Source organism: Hymenobacter sp. B1770 (assembly GCF_049896385.1).
Taxonomy (GTDB): Bacteria; Bacteroidota; Bacteroidia; order Cytophagales; family Hymenobacteraceae; genus Hymenobacter.
The window spans coordinates 335200-350846 of record NZ_JAFCUF010000002.1; the positions used below are offsets into that span (position 1 = coordinate 335200).

Annotated in this window: 12 protein-coding genes and 1 pseudogene; 11 read left to right on the forward strand and 2 right to left on the reverse strand. The window is 58.5% G+C overall.

Annotated elements, in window-relative coordinates; genetic code table 11:
- Positions 1-54: 54 nt before the first annotated feature.
- Positions 55-225 (forward strand): annotated as a pseudogene (locus ACP7AJ_RS05380) (histone H1); the annotation flags it as partial.
- Between the two features lie 242 nt (positions 226-467).
- On the opposite strand, the gene tyrS reads toward ACP7AJ_RS05380, so the two are convergent.
- Entirely contained in the window at positions 468-1787 is a 1320-nt protein-coding gene (gene tyrS, locus ACP7AJ_RS05385) for a tyrosine--tRNA ligase (RefSeq protein ID WP_426059167.1), read from the reverse strand.
- Positions 1788-1947: 160 nt separating this feature from the next.
- Between tyrS and holA the strand changes: the two genes are divergently transcribed.
- The 9 genes from holA (at position 1948) to trmB (ending at position 14057) form a co-directional block, all read left to right on the forward strand.
- Positions 1948-3006: a DNA polymerase III subunit delta gene (holA, locus tag ACP7AJ_RS05390; RefSeq protein ID WP_426059168.1), complete on the forward strand. Its 1059-nt coding sequence runs from the start codon at positions 1948-1950 to the stop codon at positions 3004-3006.
- Between the two features lie 149 nt (positions 3007-3155).
- Positions 3156-6398: a tetratricopeptide repeat protein gene (locus tag ACP7AJ_RS05395; protein ID WP_426059169.1), complete on the forward strand. Its 3243-nt coding sequence runs from the start codon at positions 3156-3158 to the stop codon at positions 6396-6398.
- Positions 6399-6443: 45 nt separating this feature from the next.
- On the forward strand, positions 6444-8237 hold the full coding sequence (locus ACP7AJ_RS05400) for a hypothetical protein (protein WP_426059170.1): 1794 nt from the start codon (positions 6444-6446) through the stop codon (positions 8235-8237).
- 105 nt (positions 8238-8342) lie between these two features.
- Positions 8343-9584 carry an SPOR domain-containing protein gene (locus tag ACP7AJ_RS05405; RefSeq protein ID WP_426059171.1) on the forward strand — a complete coding sequence of 414 codons (1242 nt, stop codon included), beginning with the start codon at positions 8343-8345 and terminating at the stop codon, positions 9582-9584.
- A gap of 8 nt (positions 9585-9592) precedes the next feature.
- Positions 9593-10288 (forward strand): MotA/TolQ/ExbB proton channel family protein, encoded by a 696-nt coding sequence (locus tag ACP7AJ_RS05410; protein WP_426059172.1) that lies wholly within the window; start codon positions 9593-9595, stop codon positions 10286-10288.
- Between the two features lie 95 nt (positions 10289-10383).
- Positions 10384-10803 (forward strand): ExbD/TolR family protein, encoded by a 420-nt coding sequence (locus ACP7AJ_RS05415; protein WP_426059173.1) that lies wholly within the window; start codon positions 10384-10386, stop codon positions 10801-10803.
- A 232-nt stretch (positions 10804-11035) separates the two neighbouring features.
- Positions 11036-11917 (forward strand): hypothetical protein, encoded by an 882-nt coding sequence (locus ACP7AJ_RS05420; RefSeq protein WP_426059174.1) that lies wholly within the window; start codon positions 11036-11038, stop codon positions 11915-11917.
- Between the two features lie 119 nt (positions 11918-12036).
- Positions 12037-13359 carry a bifunctional folylpolyglutamate synthase/dihydrofolate synthase gene (locus tag ACP7AJ_RS05425; protein WP_426059175.1) on the forward strand — a complete coding sequence of 441 codons (1323 nt, stop codon included), beginning with the start codon at positions 12037-12039 and terminating at the stop codon, positions 13357-13359.
- 32 nt (positions 13360-13391) lie between these two features.
- Positions 13392-14057 (forward strand): tRNA (guanosine(46)-N7)-methyltransferase TrmB, encoded by a 666-nt coding sequence (gene trmB / locus ACP7AJ_RS05430; RefSeq protein WP_426059176.1) that lies wholly within the window; start codon positions 13392-13394, stop codon positions 14055-14057.
- A gap of 69 nt (positions 14058-14126) precedes the next feature.
- On the opposite strand, the gene ACP7AJ_RS05435 is transcribed toward trmB, so the two are convergent.
- A complete protein-coding gene (locus ACP7AJ_RS05435) occupies positions 14127-14723 on the reverse strand; it encodes a hypothetical protein (protein WP_426059177.1) in 597 nt (198 codons plus the stop codon).
- Positions 14724-14862: 139 nt separating this feature from the next.
- Between ACP7AJ_RS05435 and rpe the strand changes: the two genes are divergently transcribed.
- Complete coding sequence (rpe, locus tag ACP7AJ_RS05440; protein WP_426059178.1) at positions 14863-15585, forward strand: ribulose-phosphate 3-epimerase; 723 nt, start codon at positions 14863-14865, stop codon at positions 15583-15585.
- Positions 15586-15647 lie beyond the last annotated feature (62 nt).

Genomic DNA, 15647 nt, shown 5'->3' on the forward strand with positions numbered 1-15647 from the left:
GGCCGGCTTAACACCCTCATCAATTCATTTTTCACCCCAAACCCCAAACCTCCGATGAACAATTTCGGCAAACTGAAGGACCTCGTGATGTCGCTCGAAGACGACTTTTCGAAATTTTACGACAAGCAGAATGCTGCTGCAGGCACCCGCGTGCGCAAAGGCATGCAGGAGTTGAAGACGATGGCCCAGGAGTTCCGCACCGAAGTGCAGAACACCAAGAACGCCGGTGCTGCAGGTGCTGCCAAAGCCGCGCCTGCTGCTAAGAAAGCTGCTCCCGCTGCTGCCAAAAAGGCTCCTGCTGCTAAGAAGAAGTAATTCCAAGCCACTTGGTACGGCAGGCTTTGCGAAGCCTACGGAACTTGTGGCCTGGCTAGCGCCAACAGAAAGGCCCCGCTGCATGCAGCGGGGCCTTTTTCATTTCTGATGGTGCCACCTAGAATTGGCTTTGGCTCAGTAAAGCTTGCGATTTATTCTAACTCAATCAGGAAATAGTTTTTCTTCCCCTTTTGAGCCACCAAGTACTTGCCGGCCAGCAAAGGCATGGCCGCAACCGAGGCTTCAGGTGAAGCCACTTTCTCGCGGTTGATGCTTACTCCACCGGCCTGAATCATCTTTTTGGCTTCGCCTTTCGAAGGAAAGATTTTGTGCATGGTGGTCTCACTCAGCAGGGTAACTGCGTTGAGCGCTTCCATCTCAGAACGCATGACGTGGATGTGCGGCACGCCGGCAAACACATCGAGCAGGGTGGCTTCGTCCAGTGCTTGCAAGGCGGCGAGGTCGCCTTTGCCAAACAATACTTCCGAGGCTGCAATGGCGGCTTCGGTGGCTTCGGCGGAGTGCACGCGGGTGGTGACGTCGCGAGCCAGCGCTTTTTGCAGCACGCGCAGGTGCGGTGCCTGAGCATGCTCGGCTTCCAAGGCCAGGATTTCGGGCTCGGCAAGCAGCGTGAACACGCGGATAAGCCGCGGGGCGTCGGCGTCGGCGGCGTTGAAGAAGAACTGGTAGAACTGGTAAGGCGACGTCAGGGCAGGGTCGAGCCAAACGGTGCCTGTTTCCGATTTGCCGTACTTCGTGCCGTCGGCCTTGGTGATGAGCTGGCCGGTAAGGGCATAGGCCTTGGCCTCGGTGCCTTCGGCATTGGCGATGCGGCGAATGAGCTCAGTGCCCGTCGTGATGTTGCCCCACTGGTCGGAAGCGCCCATTTGCAGGGTGCAGCCCAGGGTTTTGTTGAGGTGCACGAAGTCGTAGCCCTGCAGCAGCTGGTAGCTAAACTCAGTGTAACTGAGGCCGTCGGCGCCGCTGTCTTCGTTGCCGCTGATACGGCGCTTTACAGAGTCTTTGGCCATCATGTAGTTTACAGTGAGGTGCTTGCCTACTTCGCGCAGAAACTGCAAAAAGCCGAACTCCTTAAACCAGTCGTAGTTGTTGACCACCAGTGCGCCGGTGGGGCCTTCCGAAAAATCCAGGAACTTCTCAAGCTGCGCCCGGATGCCTTCCTGATTGCGGCGCAGGGTAACTTCGTCGAGCAGGTTGCGCTCGGCCGATTTGCCGCTGGGGTCGCCAATCATGCCCGTGGCGCCGCCCACCAAGGCCACGGGGCGGTGGCCAGCCCGTTGCAGGTGCACCAGCAGCATTATGGTGGCCAGGTTGCCAATGTGCAGCGAAGCCGCCGTGGGGTCGAAGCCGATGTAGCCGGTGATGGGGGCGTTGGCGGCCAGGTGTTCGGCGGTGCCGGGCATGGCGTCGTGGTACATGCTGCGCCAGGTCAGTTCTTCAATGAGGTTCAAGGGGAGAAAGGCTGAGTGAGAGAACAAGCGAAGGAATAAAGGATTCGCGCCGCCAAACTTGACCCCAAAGGTACTAGGCGGTTTTACCTTTGCTATTTGCCAGCAGGGAGAATATGGCCACGGGCTGGTTCACCCATTCACTCATTCAGCTTTACTTCTCTTGATACTCGAAGCCGACGCCCTTCTCAAGCAGCTGCAGCAGCGCCAGTTTCAGCCCGTGTATTTCTTACAGGGCGAGGAGCCCTATTATATAGATGCCATAGCCGACTTGATTGAAAAAAATGCGCTGGCTGAGCACGAGCGCAGCTTCAACCAAGTGGTGCTGTATGGCAAAGACGTGGACGTAGTCGGCATACTAGGCCAGGCCAAGCGCTTTCCCATGATGGCCGAACGCTCGGTGGTGATTGTGAAAGAAGCGCAGTCCGTAGCCGATTTAGAGCAGGAGCGAAGCTGGCCTTTTCTAGAAGCGTACCTGAAAAACCCACTAGCCAGCACCGTGCTGGTATTTTGTTACAAGCACAAGACCCTGGACAGCCGCAAGAAGCTGGGCAAGCTGCTGAGCGGCAAAGACTCGCCGGCTGTGCTCATGACCAGCAAAAAGCTGTACGATAATCAGGTGCCGCAGTGGCTCACGGCCAACGTCCGCAGCCGGGGCCAGCAAATCACGGGTCAGGCCACGGCCATGCTGGCCGAGTACATCGGGGCCGACCTTGGCCGGCTGGCCAATGAAGTAGATAAGCTGGTGCTGAACCTCAAACCCGGGCAGCCCATCGACGAGGAACTGGTGCAGCAACTTGTAGGCATCAGCAAGGACTACAACATTTTTGAGCTGCAAAAAGCCCTGGTGCAGCGCGACGTGCTCAAGGCCAACCGCATTCTGGGCTACTTCGCGGCCAACCCCAAGGCCAACCCGCTTATCCCCAATCTGACTTTGCTATTCGGCTTCTTCAGCAAGCTGCTGGTGCTGCACCAGGCGGGCCCCAACCCCGCCGATGGCGAGTTCAAAAAGCTGGGCATCATGAACAGCTTTGCCCAAAAGGAGTACCAGCAAGCATTACGCGTGTACCCAGTGGAGCGGGTGGTGGGCATCATTCACCTTATCCGGAGGGCAGATGCCCAAAGCAAGGGCATAGAAAGTGGGTCGATGGACGATGGCGAGATTCTACGCGAGCTAGTGTGGCTGATTCTGCACCAAGTACCAGAGGGCGTGCTGGGGTAGCATGGGGCCCGAGTGGCCATCATCGCCCCGGCTGCTGGTCAAAAGAGCAATGGTTGAAGCATTTCGGCGTTGCCTAGGCAACCTACGGCCATTTTTCGCTACTTTTGGCTACTTCCCGGGCCCGATTCGCCCCCATGCAAGGTATTTTCATGAAGCTATTTCCCCAGCTGGTGCTGGCCACGGCCCTGAGTGCCGCGGCGCCAATGGCAGCCCACGCCCAGCAAACCCAGGTTCTCGCCGCCGACGAGCGGTTCTTTCAGGAGGGACTAGAACTGTTTGACCGCGGCCAGTACGGCGCGGCCAAGGAGGCATTTCGGCAATACCTGGCTCTGGAGCCAGTGCATACCAGCCAGGCCAGCCCCATTCAGACCAACCGCACCGCCGATGCCGAGTACTACTATGCCGTGAGCGGCCTGTACCTGCTGCATCCCGACGCCGAGGGCCTGATACTGGCCTTTGCGGAGCAGCACCCGGCCCATCCGCGCGCTGCGGTTGCCTATTTTGAACTGGGTAAATTCTACTTCGACCAGAAAAATTACGAGTCGGCCATTCGCTACCTGCAAAAGGTAGCGCCCGACAACCTCAGCAACGAGCAGCGCGCCGAGTCCGACTTTAAGCTGGCTTACAGCTATTTTGAGCAGAAGGAATATGAAAAAGCCCGCCTGCTGTTTGACCGCAGCAAGCAGGTGCCTAGCCAATTTAAATACGCTAGCTCGTACTACGCCGGCTACCTGGCCTACCGGGCCGGCGACTTTGCCGGTGCTCGCACCGACTTGGCCGTGGCCGAGCAAAACGACGCCTACAAGCCCGTAGTGCCTGCCATTCTTTCTCAGATTTATTATCGGGAGGGCGACTACGATGGACTTATCAGCTACGCAACGGCCGCGCTGAAAAACACGCCACCGCCCCAGAACTCTGCCGAAATCCAGCTGCTGGTCGGCGACGCATTTTACCAGAAAGAAAACTACAAGGAAGCGGCCGAGTACTTTGACCGTTACGCCGCCATTCAGAAAGGACGAATCGAGCCGAAGCTGCAATACAAGATTGGCTTTGCCAATTACAAGATGGGCGACTTCAAGGGCGCTATCGCCGGCTTGCGCAACGTGGCCGTGCAGCGCGATTCCCTTGGGCAAAATGCCGCTTACCATTTGGGCTTGAGCTACGTGCAGGCCAACCAAAAGCCACAGGCGGTTACGGCCTTTGAAGCGGCTCGACAGGGCTCCTTCGACAAGCAGATTACGGAAAACGCCACTCTTAAGCTCGGGCAGGTGCAATACGAGCAGGGCAACCTGCCGGAAGTAATTGCAGTCCTGCGCGACTTTAGCAAAAAGTTTCCCCGCTCTGCCAACCAACCAACGGTAGATGAGTTGCTGAGCACCAGTTTCCTGGCATCTACTGACTTTTCTCAGGCATTGGCTTACCTCGAAGGGCTTGATGAACGCAGCGAGAAGCTAAACGCAACTTACCAGCGCGTCGCATACTCGCAAGCAGCCACGCTCTATAATAACGGCAACTACGGCGCGGCCCTGCCGCTGCTAGACAAATCGTTGAAATACCCTTCAGACGACGCGTTGCGGGCGGCGGCGCAGGTGTTGCGTGGCGAAATCTATAGCGTGGGCCAGCAGTACCCTGACGCCATAAAGGCCTATACCGCCGCGGAGCGTTCGGCCCGGCGGGGCGGGGTGAGCGCCGAGGAGACTGAGTTTGAACAGAAGGCCCGCTACGGGCTGGGCTATGCCTACTACAACACCAAGCAGTATGACCGCGCCCGGCCGCAGTTTCAGGCGTACGTGAGCGACAAGTCGGCCAAGCCCTCGGACCCCAACTATTACGACGCTACCCTGCGTCTGGCGGATACCTATTACGTAGCTAAGAGCTACTCGCAGGCCCTGGAGCTCTACGACAAGGTGATTGGAGCCAACGCCGCCGACAAGGACTACGCCTATTACCAGAAGGGCCGGACCCTGGGCCTGATGGGCCGGCGCGACGAAGCCACCAGCACCCTGGCCTCGCTGCTGAAAACCAACCCGAATTCCCGCTATGCAGAAGAGGCCGTGTTTCAGCAGGCGCAGTTGGCCTTTGAAGCGGGCGAGTACCAGCCGGCCGCAACGGGTTTCTCACGTTTGATTGACAACCGACCCAACAGTCCGCTCTTGCCCCAGGCCCTGCAAAAGCGCGGGGTATCCTACGCCAACCTGCAGCAGCAGGAAAAAGCTGTGGCCGATTTCCAGCGGGTGCTTACCGATTTCCCCCGTAGCGAAGCCGCCTCGCAGGCCCTTTACAGCATGCAGGAAAGTTTGGCGGCGCTGGGCCGGACCGAGGAGTTTGATGCTGCGCTAGCTTCTTTCAAGGCGCAAAACCCGGACAGCAAAGCTACCGAAAGCGTCGAGTTTGAAGCGGCTAAGTCTTTGTATCTGGCTGAGAAATACAAGCCTGCTATCCTACGCCTGGAATCTTACTTGAAGCAATACCCGCAGACGGCCCTGGGGCCCGACGCTCGTTTCTTTTTAGCCGACTCTTACCTGAAAACTGGCGACAAGCAGCAAGGCCTGACCCGCCTGCGCGACGTGGTGACGGAAGGTAAGAGTGAGTTCTTGAACCGTGCCGTGGGCCGACTGGCTGACCTCGAATTTGAAAATAAGAATTACGCCGAATCGGCAAAATTCTATGAGCGGCTGCGCACCTCCAGCACCAACCGCCGCGAAGTAGCCAATGCCACCCTGGGCCAGATGCGCAGCCTCTACGAAAGCGGCGACTACCCCGGCACCCGCCGCGTGGCCGAAGACTTGCGCACGCAAGCCGGCGCCACCGCCAATGCCACCAACGCCGCCTTGCTCTACTTGGGCAAAGCCAGCTACCGGGCTGGCAACCTCGACCAAGCTGCTACGGAACTGGCCGCCGCTGCTGCCGCAGCGCCCAATGATGTGAACGGTGCCGAAGCCCAGTACTATCTGGCCGAGACGCTGTTCAAGCAAAAGAAGAACGAAGAAGCCATTGCAGCCGCTCTGAAAGTGAATTCCAGCTTCAGCAGCTACACCCTGTGGCAGGGCCGTGCCTTCCTTCTGGTAGCCGATGCTTACGCCGCGCAAGGCGACAACTTCCAGGCCCGGGGCACGCTCAACTCCATTATCGACAATAATTTCCCGGTGGCCGAAATTGTGGCTGGAGCCAAGCAGCGCCTCAAAACCCTAGGGGCTGACCAGCCCGACGAAACCCCGGAGCCCGCAGCGCCTAAAGCTGCCCCCACCAAAGCACCTGCCAAAACCCCCGCCGCTCCAGCTCCTAGCAAGGTGGCTCCTGCGCCAGCCCCCACCAAAGGCAAAGCTGCTGCGCCCCGCACCAATGGGCAGGGCAATTCCATAGCGCCCACCGAGGCCGACTCCCAGCGCTAAGTTCGGCGTAGTTTCTCAATGAATAATCGATTGCTGATGAAGCGTTTGACTTTAATAAAATATAAGCCGCTGGTGCGCCAAGGCTCAGGTGCCGTGGCAGGGTTGGTATTGGTCGCGGCTTTGGTAGGGGGCGCTGCTCCTTCCGCCCTGGCCCAGCCTACCAAGCCCCGCACCACGGGTAAGATTGAAGAGGCCGAAATCGAGATTGTGAAGGAACGGGTAAACCAACTGCCCGAAGCCACACGCAACTTCGATAAAATCAAACTGCCAGAACCGCCCCCAGCCGAACGAAAAGTAGCCTATACCTTTCCCGACTTCCGGTTGCCGGCCGACCGCCTCAACCCCTCGGTGAAGGTGCTCACCATCCGCAGCGAAGAGCTGACGCCCCTCACGGGGAACTTCCTGAAAGCGGGTTTGGGCAACTATGGTACATTTTACGGTCGCGGTTACTTCCACAGCACGCGCAACACCGACCATTCCTATGGCCTCGACATCAAGCACGTGAGTTCTCAGACTGGGCCGGTGGATGGCAGAAACTCAGGGGTTTCCGAATCCAGTGCCCGCCTGATGGGCGAACTGTACCGGGGCACGGCGGCCTTTGGGGCCGCGCTGGACTTTGGCCGCGAGCGGTATAATTTCTATGGCTACGAGCGGGCCGCCAACCAGGCCGAGCCCATCGTACGGCCCGAAACGGAGAGCATTAAGCAATTGTTTAAGCGCTTTGGCGTGAAAGCCTACGCTCATAACCGCGCCCCCGACCAAGTACTGACGTATGACGCCAGCCTAGGCTACCGCTACTGGGCGGACATATTCAATGCCCAGGAAAACAACGTGATGGTGAATGCCAAAGTGGGCTATGCCATGGGCGATGCCAGCCGTATCACCGTGACCACTGACGCATCGTTTATTTCGGAAAAGGACCTTCTACCTGGCAATCGGCAGCAGCCCGCACCCGAAGACAGTCAGACGCGCACCCGCACCTTTATACAGGCCACGCCGGCTTATGAGTTCATCAAAAAGCGAGTAGCTTTTACCGTCGGCGCTACCTTAGGCTATTCGTCCGATACCACCACCAACGTGAGTCGGGGCGTGGTGTACCCAGCCGTGCGGCTGGGCTATACCGTCGAGCCCGAGAAGTTTATGATATACGCTGGTCTGGGTGGTGCCCTGCAGCGCGTGACCCGTTACGACCTGAGCACAGAAAACCCGTGGCTCAACCGTGGCCTGAACGTGGCCGATACCCACCGCGGCCCCACTGTGTATGCCGGTTTTACTTCCACGCCCGCCCGGGGCCTTGAGCTGAACGCCCGCGCCACCTACGCCCGCGACCGCAACCTGTATTTCTACCTGAACAACCCCATCGACCCCACCAAATTCGACCTGGTGTATGACCAGAATGCGACCGGTGTCCTGAATATTCACGGCGAGCTGCTCTACAGCGTTGCCGAGAAAATCCGCCTCGGCTCACGGATTGATTTCAACAGGTACGCCTTGCGTAACCTGCCGCAGCCCTTTCACCGCCCCGAGTTCCAAGGCACAGTGTTCGGTACCTACAACGTCTTTGACAAGCTGATCCTGGGCCTGGAGGGCTATTTCTTTGCAGCGAGCTACGGCATCAGCTACCGGCCGGCGTCGAACCCAGGGGAGGTGCGGGTGCCTGATTTTTATCGCGCTACCGACCCCATTATCGATTTAAACCTCCGGGCCGATTACCGCATTACGCCAAAAATATCCATCTTTGTAATGGGTAATAACCTCGCCAATCGTTCGTACCAGCGCTTCTACGGTTATCCGGTGAAGGGCGTCAACGTGATAGGCGGGGCTACTTTTATGTTTTAGGAAGGCCTGCATGTGGAGGGCTGAGTAACGTATTCGTTGCTCAGGTTTCTGACAATCAGATGCTTTGTTAAACATATAGCTCAACATTGATTATTTAAAACCATTATGCTGCACTTAGCCGACCACATCCGCCCCCTGCTCCGCGACCACGACTGTGTGATAATTCCGGACTTTGGGGGCCTTGTGGCCGATGTGTCGCCGGCCCGCGCTCAGCCCGGCCGGCAGGAGCTGAGTCCGCCAACCAAGCTCGTGGCTTTCAACCAAGCCCTGACCCGCAACGACGGCCTGCTGGTGGATGCACTAAGCCAACACCTGGGGCTATCGATTGCGCAGGCCCGCGAAGCCGTGCGCACCGCCGTGGCAGGCCTGCAGCGCGAGTTGGAAGAAACCAATCGGACCGAATTGCCTGGCATTGGGATTTTTCGCCGGGCCGTAGGCCGGGGCTTAGCTTTTGAATACACGGGTACTGATAATTTGCTGGCTTCGGCTTTTGGCTTGCCAGAGCTGGCGGCACGTCCCGTGCGCGCCACCGATTCGCGTGCCAAGAGCCCACAACCTGCTTTGCGTGGGGCCGCTACCCGCCGTTCGCGGTGGGCTCGCTTGGTGCCAGGAGGGCTAGTGGCTGCAGCGGTAGGCCTGGTGTTGCTGGTGAACTACCAAGTGAGTTCCCTGCCCACGGCCTGGCAGAAACAGCTGCCGCAGCTGGAGTGGGCACAGTCGCGCCCGGCGCCGGCCCTGAATGAGCCTCAGCAGGCAACTTTGGGCCAGCACGACTTTGCTGCCCACAACGCCCCCGTTGCTACCGAAGGCATGACCCCGTTGGAAACGCCTTCAACTACACCGGTTCCTCAGGTTGAGACGCAGCCAGCCTCCGCGGCTACTGAAGAGGCCAGCGCCACGGCTAAGCCGGAAGTCGTTGTGACGGCACCCGCTACAACAGCTACTACCCCAGAGGTGACAGCTACTGCAGAAAAGGTTACCGCCGCTTCGCCCGTTGTAGCTGCACCGGTAGCGGCCAAGCCAGCGGCAACTGCCGCTCCGGCAATAGCCAAAGTGGCAATGGTTGCCAAAACTGCCAAGCCTACTGAAGTAAGCGCAACTACAATTAAAAATAGGACCGGCCGTTATTACGTCATCGCCGGTGCTTATCGCAGCCTGAAAAGCGCTGAAAAGGGCCGTCAGACCCTGACGCGAACCGGGCATGCTTCTTATATCATTCTGCCGCACCCCGGCAGCCGGCTGTTTCGTCTCACGGCTGGTGATTATTCAGACCTGGCCTCGGCCCAACGTGAGGCCCAGCGCCTGCGCGTAACCACGCATTGTGATTACAATACTTTGAAATTTTAACCCCTAGCATGTCCGCATTCTTCTTGCAAATTGCCGCTGCTGCGGCCGACACTGTAAATACCGTTGTTTCAGATGCTCCGATAGTTCAGTCCGACGTCCCAGTTATTGACCTTATCCTGCGTGGGGGCCTGATAATGGTTCCCCTGCTGGCACTTTCCCTGGTTTCGGTTTACATCATTATTGAGCGCTACTTCACCATTCGCCGGGCCGCCGGCAACCCGGAGTCGTTCATGAACGGCATCCGCTCGCTGATGGTGAAGGGCGACCTGGCCGGGGCCAAACTGCTCTGCGCCCAAACGGCTTCTCCACTAGCCCGCATGGTTGAAAAAGGCCTGCGCCGCATTGGCCTGCCGCTTAAGGAGATTGAAACCAGCGTAGAAAACGTCGGCAAGATTGAAATTGCCCGCCTCGAAAAGAACATCAGCATCCTCGGCATCATTGCCGGCATTGCGCCCATGCTGGGTTTCGTGGGCACCATCATCGGGGTTATTAAGATTTTCTACTCCATTGCTGCTACCAAAGAGTTCGGCATTCCGCAGGTAGCCGACGGCTTGTATGTGAAGCTGGTTACTTCGGCTACGGGCCTTATTGTGGGTATCATTGCCCACGTAGGCTACCACTGGCTCAGCATCCTGGTCGAGCGCATGGTGTTCCGGATGGAGAACTCAGCCATTGAGTTTATGGACATTCTTCAGGACAACTAAACTGGGTGCTGAATTTATTGATGTGCTGAAGTGCTGATGCTATCATTTGTCAACCTTCAGCACATTTGCACATCAAGCCATTAGCACATCAACCAATGAATCTTTCCCGCCGCCATCGCCTCACGTCACACGTCGAGACTGGGGCCATGAACGACATCATGTTCTTCCTGATGTTGTTCTTCCTCATTGCCTCCACGCTGGTGAACCCCAACGTTATCAAGCTTCTGTTGCCCAACGCCCGCTCGAGCAAGCAGGTGATGAAGCAGCCCATTACCATTTCGGTGGATGCAGCAGGCACCTATTTTGTCAATAAGAAACCCGTTAACCCAGCCTCGGTAGAGCCTGAGCTGGTGGCGCTCATCGGCACGGTGCCCACCACTGAGCAGCCCACCGTGGTGCTGCGCGTAGACAACTCTTTGAACGTTCAGAAGCTGGTTGATATTCTGGAAATTGGCAACCGCCTAAAGTTGAAAATGGTGATGGCTACCCAGGCCCAGCAAGCAGCTGGTAAATAGCAGAACGAGGCATAATAGCTACCCTAAAAAGTGCCTATTCGGCAAATCAAAGGTCCTGTTGAGCCTGTCGAAGCCTCTCTACTGCTTCGTTGAACGGCTCTCCTGAAGCGGTAGAGAGGCTTCGACAGGCTCAACAGGACGTTCCAATTTCTTCCAAACGATTTTGAACTCCCTAGGGTCCGCATCGTTAATGCTTTAAAACATCAAAACTCCATCACCTTAGTACCCTAAGATGGCAATTGATTATCCAGAACCGCACCGCCGCGAGGCCCTGATTGGAACTTTGGTTCTCCACGGCCTGCTGCTGCTGTTCTTTATGTTTACCTTCTTCAAAGGTCCCAATCCGCCGCTGGCGGCCATGGGCGGCGACGGCGTAGAGCTGAACTACGGCATCGACGAGGCGGGGTCCGGCGACGTGCAAAGCATGGCCACGGCCAACAAATCGCTCAACCGCGAAGACAGCCGCCCGCCCATTGCGAGCCCTGACCCGCAGCCCCGCCCCGTGGCGGCGGCCACGCCCGACCCCACGCCCCCCGCTCAGGAAAAGATAATTACCAGCGATGCCGAGGAAAGCCCGGTTTCGGAAGCCCCGGTTGAGACGCCGGCCCCGCGCAAGGAAGAGGTGAAAGTGGCCCCTAAGCCTGCCCGCAAAGTAACAGCCGCGTATTCGCCTAATGGCAACGCTACCGGCGGCGGCAACGGCGTGAATGGCACCAGCAATACCCCCACAGGCAACAACAACGGCGACCGGCCGGGCGCCGTGGGCGACCAGGGTGACCCCAATGGCTCGCTCGACGCCAAGGCCCTTTACGGGGCGCCCGGTAGCGGTGGCAGCGGCAGTAGCCCCGGTAGTGGTGGCTTGGAGATGAGCGGCTGGCGCTTCGAAAGCACGCCAGTAGTGGAAGCCATTGATAACAACTCGGGGGTGATTCGATTCAGGATTAAAATCTCGTCCGATGGCGAAGTAGAATCCGTGTCCAAGGTGTCGGGCAACGTATCGAGCGCCCAGGAGAAGCTCTGCCGCGACAAGCTCCTCGATGCCAACTTCATCAAGACGAATAGCGCGGCAGGAGGCGCCACTGGCTTTTATACTTTTCGATTTACAGTGCGGTAATCCTGCTGACAACCAGTTGAAGCCCCGTGGTCTGCTAAGCAGCTCACGGGGCTTTTTGCTAAACTGAGGCTGGAGGGCCGTTAATTTGTGGATTCCCACCTTACACATTCCCTCCAGCCTTGACATATTCTGAAACTCTGGCCTACCTCTACGACCAGTTGCCCATGTTCCAGCGGGTGGGCGCAGCCGGTTTTAAAAAAGGGCTGGGCAACACCCTGGCTCTAGCGGAGGCCCTGGGGAATCCGGAGCAGCAGTTTCGCAGCGTGCACGTAGCCGGCACCAACGGCAAAGGCAGCAGCTCGCATCTGTTAGCGGCGGTGCTGCAGGCTGCGGGCTACAAGGTGGGGCTGTATACTTCGCCGCACTTGCGCGAGTTCACAGAGCGCATCCGGGTGAATGGCCAGGAACTGCCGCCCGACTACTTGGTGGCGTGGGTGGCGCGCTGGCGGCAGTTGTTTGAGCAAGTGCAGCCGTCGTTTTTTGAGATGTGCGTGGCGCTGGCTTACGCCTACTTTGCCGAACAGCGCGTGGACATTGCCATTGTGGAAGTAGGCCTGGGCGGGCGCCTAGATTCCACCAATATCATTACGCCGTTGGTTTCGCTTATCACCAACATCAGCTTGGACCACCAAGCGCTGCTGGGCAACACGCTGCCCGAAATTGCTAGTGAAAAAGCGGGCATCATCAAGGCCAGTGTGCCAGTAGTAGTCAGCCAAACCCAGCCGGAGGTAGCTGAGGTATTTAAGCGCGAGGCGGCCGGTAAGCTGGCGCACTTGGTTTTTGCAGACCAGATTTATCAAGCAAAGTTTACCGCCGAGACCGAACCCGAAACAGGCCTGCGGCCCCTGTCTGTGACGCAGCACGGTCGCCCGTATCTTCCCAACGCGGAGCTGGGCCTGCCGGGCGACTATCAACAGTTTAACCTCCCCGGTGTGCTGGCTACCCTGGATGAGCTCCGAGCCCTGGGCTTTCACCTAACGGACGCCGCGGTGCGGACTGGCCTGCAACATGTAAGCCAGCTCACCGGCTTGCGCGGGCGCTGGAGCATCATCGGGCGACGTCCGCTGGTAGTATGCGACACGGGCCATAACGCAGCTGGCCTGCGCTTGGTGGTAGCGCAGCTGCAGCGGCTGGAGTACGAGCAGCTCCATATGGTAATCGGAGCGGTGCAAGACAAAGACGTTGCGGCCATGCTAGAGCTGCTGCCGGCAGCGGCTACCTACTATTTTTGTGCAGCTAATATTCCCCGGGCCCTGCCCGCCCAGGACCTGGCAGAGCAAGCCGTAGCGCTGGGGTTGAGCGGCAGGGCCTATGGCCCAGTTGCGGCGGCTGTAGCCGCAGCGCGTGCCGCGGCGGGCCCCCGCGATGTTGTGTTCATCGGTGGCAGCACTTTTGTGGTGGCGGAGGTAGAGGAGCTATTTGCCCCGGTCCGCACCGCTTAAATCTTTATTTTTCATTTCATCCGACCCTCGTTTTGCCTCGCGTCAAACTGCACCGTTTTACGGACAATGCCACCCGCCCCGATATTATTGAACCCGGCAAGCCCGAGTACGAGCAGCTCGGCGGCCGGTGGCGCACCGATTTTTTTAAAGCGCCCTACCCGCTGACGCTGGAAGTGGGCTGTGGCAAGGGCGAGTACACCGTGGGGTTGGCTCAGCGCCATCCCGGCCGCAATTTTCTTGGCCTCGACATCAAGGGTGAGCGCATCTGGCGGGGCAGCACCCGCGCCGCCGAAATGGAGCTGACCAACGTGGGCTTCGTGCGGATGCGTGCCGAAGCGCTGGCCGCGCAGTTCGGCCCCGGCGAACTTGATGAAATCTGGATTACGTTTCCTGACCCCCGGCCCCGTGACCGGGACATCAAGCGCCGGCTTACGTCGCCGCGTTTCCTGGCTTTGTATGAGCAGCTGTTAACCAGCGGCGGCCTGCTGCATTTGAAAACTGATAACGAGGGCTTGTTTGAGTACACGCTTGAGACCCTGGCTGCTCGTCCCGGCGCCCGCGTGGAGCGGTTTACGCGGGACCTTTACTCAGAAACCGGGGAGGAGTTCACCGAAGCCCAAGCCATTCAAACCAACTTCGAGAGCAAATACCGGGCGGTGGGCGTGCCCATCAAGTACGTGCAGTTTCGGCTGAGCTAAAATGGTTGTTAGGTGTCCGTTGTCAGGAATAAGAACCCTGACAACGGACACCTAACATCTGAAAGCTAGCTACTCAGTTTCCAAGGCTTCGAATACTGCTTCGAGCTGGTCGAAATCGCGCAGGCCGGGCTTTACTTCGTCGCCGGAAGGGAAAACCAGGCCCGCCAAGAGCAACTGGGTGGCCAGGTCCCGCGCAAGGTCGGGCTGCAGGCCGGGGCCCAGCCACAGAGGGTGCTGCTGGCTAATTGCATGTAGCTTTTCCATGGTTTTAGTGGTTAAGGGCTCGGTTATCTCAATGAGCAGGCCCGCCGAAGAGTGGGGTAGGTACCCGGCAATACTGACCGAGCCGATGGCTAGTTCGATGTAAGCAGGGGGGGCTATTTCAGCAAGTTCCGCGGCGGAGCGGGGCTGCCGAAGGAGCACTGCGTCGAGCCCGCACTCAGCTGCTATAGCGTTTATTTCGGAAGCATTGAGCTGGTCAAATTCACCTATCAGTTCAACTCCGGCCACCCAGCCGGCCAGCTCCTTCACGGCCTTGGTGTCGAGAAAGCCGGGAATGGCCGGGTCGAGAATAAAGGTGAGTTTGTCGGCACCCATGCCGGCGCAGTAGCGGGCATCGGAGAGGTTGTTGATGCCGCGGATGAGGAGGGGAAGCAGGTGGGGCACAGAAGCAAAAAGTGAAGCGAGGGGAAAGGTAAGCGTACTGGCACTAGGGGAACCGACCGGCCAGGTTGCCACAAAAGTAGAGCCGGCAAGCTGGCTGAACCGCGTTTGGGTAGTGCCCGCCCGCTGTATCTTCGCCGCCATGAACTCAACTCGCCGCGCCACCTTGCTGGCCCCGTCGTTTCTGGCTGCCGACCTTGCCAATTTGCAAGCCGAAACCGAAAGGCTCGCTACCAGCGCCGCCGACTGGCTGCACTTCGATGTAATGGACGGGCGGTTTGTGCCCAACATTTCCTTCGGCTTGCCGGTGCTGCAGGCCGTGGCGCGCTACGCCAAGCAGCCCCTTGATGTGCATTTGATGATAGAGGAGCCGCAGCATTATCTGGCGGCTTTCCGCGATGCCGGGGCCACCAACATTACCGTGCACTACGAAGCCTGCCAGCACCTGCACCGCGTGGTGCAGCAGATAAAGCAGTTGGGCTGCAAGGCGGGCGTGGCCCTAAACCCGCACACACCCGTGGCGCTGCTCGAAGACATTGCCGCCGACTTGGACGTGGTGCTGGTGATGTCGGTGAACCCGGGGTTTGGGGGGCAGGCCTTTATCCCGAACACTTTGAAAAAAGTGGCCATGCTCAAAGAGCTGCTGCTCGATGCCGGCTCCGATGCGTTGATTGAGATTGACGGCGGCGTGAGCCTGACTAATGCCGGGCCCTTGGTGGAGGCCGGTGCCGACGTTCTGGTGGCTGGCAACTTTGTGTTTAGTGCTGCTGAAGGGCCAGTGGCCACCCTGGCCAGTATGCGCGACTACCTGGCGGGCCTGGAGGTGCACGCGGCCGGTTCCTCAGACAGCCACCGGGCGCAATAGCTGCTAAAGACGCCCGTTATCTAAGCATCGTGGAAGAAAACGTTACGCCGAGGGAGTCAGTA

Excerpts from the sequence above, each read along its gene's own strand:
- ACP7AJ_RS05395 (WP_426059169.1), top strand. The coding sequence starts at position 3,156 with ATGAAGCTATTTCCCCAGCTGGTGCTGGCCACGGCCCTGAGTGCCGCG.
- ACP7AJ_RS05405 (WP_426059171.1), top strand. The coding sequence starts at position 8,343 with ATGCTGCACTTAGCCGACCACATCCGCCCCCTGCTCCGCGACCACGAC.
- ACP7AJ_RS05410 (WP_426059172.1), top strand. The coding sequence starts at position 9,593 with ATGTCCGCATTCTTCTTGCAAATTGCCGCTGCTGCGGCCGACACTGTA.
- ACP7AJ_RS05415 (WP_426059173.1), top strand. The coding sequence starts at position 10,384 with ATGAATCTTTCCCGCCGCCATCGCCTCACGTCACACGTCGAGACTGGG.
- ACP7AJ_RS05420 (WP_426059174.1), top strand. The coding sequence starts at position 11,036 with ATGGCAATTGATTATCCAGAACCGCACCGCCGCGAGGCCCTGATTGGA.
- rpe (WP_426059178.1), top strand. The coding sequence starts at position 14,863 with ATGAACTCAACTCGCCGCGCCACCTTGCTGGCCCCGTCGTTTCTGGCT.